We start from the raw sequence: 1034 nt of genomic DNA, 5'->3' as shown, positions 1-1034 counted from the left end.
GTGTAACAGCATAAAGTTCAATTCCGCTAGGAATCTTTTGCTCTTTTTTCATATCCCACTATTTTTGCACCAGAACCCAGCACGGAAATGTCCAACATGTAAACATGATTTAGTCGTTCGTAATTCAAATAAAACAGGAAATAAGTTTTTTGGCTGTTCACAATATCCGACATGTACACATACAGAACCAATTAATACATGAGCTGTGATGAAAATCCGGCTCTTTTTTCATTTGTTTAAAGAATGCATGAAAAAAATCAGTTCAACTAAAAAATGACCCTTCAGATTTAGTTGTATGAGGTTTTGATATGGTTATTAATATAATAAGTCATATTTGTTATAAAAACGCATGTAAAGGGAGATAGGGAATTTAAATGCGTTTTTAGGTTTTTTGGGAAAAATAAAAAGGGTAGCCATTATTTACGACTTAACCCTTTGTCTACGATCTGACGAATTGCCTCGTTTCGGTTCTTCAGCTTATTTTCATGCCAAAAATTTTCAATTTGTTCTACTTGTTCTTTTGTAAAAGTAACTAAAATTTGAGTGTACTTGTCTTTATTAACAGCCATATTACAACCTCCTCTATAAAAATAATTATAAGTTATATAACTTTATTGAGGAGGTTATTACATGGAACGAAAAGTTAAAAAGATGATGGCTGATCTTCAATTTATTATGAATCATGGTCAAATCAGTGTAGATTTTATGGATCTAGGATATAAAAGAATGCTTTTTAGTGCATTAGAAGCTACCGGAAAAAGGTTTAATGTGCATACCAATGAACATAATGAAACAACCTTGTTCTTAGAGTTAGTTTAGTAAATTTACGCAATGAGGAGCTGTTAATAATGGAGCAGTTAACCATTTTTGACGTAATGGATGAAACTAAAAATAAGTTATATGAGGTATTAGAGAAAAATGGATTAAATTATAAGATTCAAAAGTACTATTTATATTGGTTCTGGTGCAAAAATAGTGGGATATGAAAAAAGAGCAAAAGATTCCTAGCGGAATTGAACTTTATGCTGTTACAC

Annotated in this window: 4 protein-coding genes; 3 read left to right on the top strand and 1 reads right to left on the bottom strand. The window is 30.9% G+C overall.

Going from position 1 to position 1034, the window contains the following annotated elements:
• Positions 1-202: topoisomerase DNA-binding C4 zinc finger domain-containing protein (locus tag JDS99_RS32895; RefSeq protein WP_472926343.1), on the top strand; the 202-nt coding region annotated here is incomplete at its 5' end.
• A gap of 214 nt (positions 203-416) precedes the next feature.
• Here JDS99_RS32895 and JDS99_RS30730 read toward each other — a convergent pair.
• Entirely contained in the window at positions 417-569 is a 153-nt protein-coding gene (locus JDS99_RS30730) for a ribbon-helix-helix domain-containing protein (RefSeq protein WP_199696479.1), read from the bottom strand.
• 61 nt (positions 570-630) lie between these two features.
• On the opposite strand from JDS99_RS30730, the gene JDS99_RS30725 reads away from it, so the two are divergent.
• Positions 631-819 (top strand): hypothetical protein, encoded by a 189-nt coding sequence (locus JDS99_RS30725; RefSeq protein ID WP_000440213.1) that lies wholly within the window; start codon positions 631-633, stop codon positions 817-819.
• A gap of 29 nt (positions 820-848) precedes the next feature.
• Complete coding sequence (locus JDS99_RS30720) at positions 849-986, top strand: hypothetical protein (protein ID WP_199696480.1); 138 nt, start codon at positions 849-851, stop codon at positions 984-986.
• Positions 987-1034 lie beyond the last annotated feature (48 nt).

The sequence above is a fragment of the Bacillus cereus group sp. N6 genome (assembly GCF_016483705.1).
Lineage (GTDB): Bacteria > Bacillota > Bacilli > Bacillales > Bacillaceae_G > Bacillus_A > Bacillus_A wiedmannii.
Note: the sequence above shows the minus strand (reverse complement) of the source record. Positions and strands in the feature narration are given on the sequence as shown.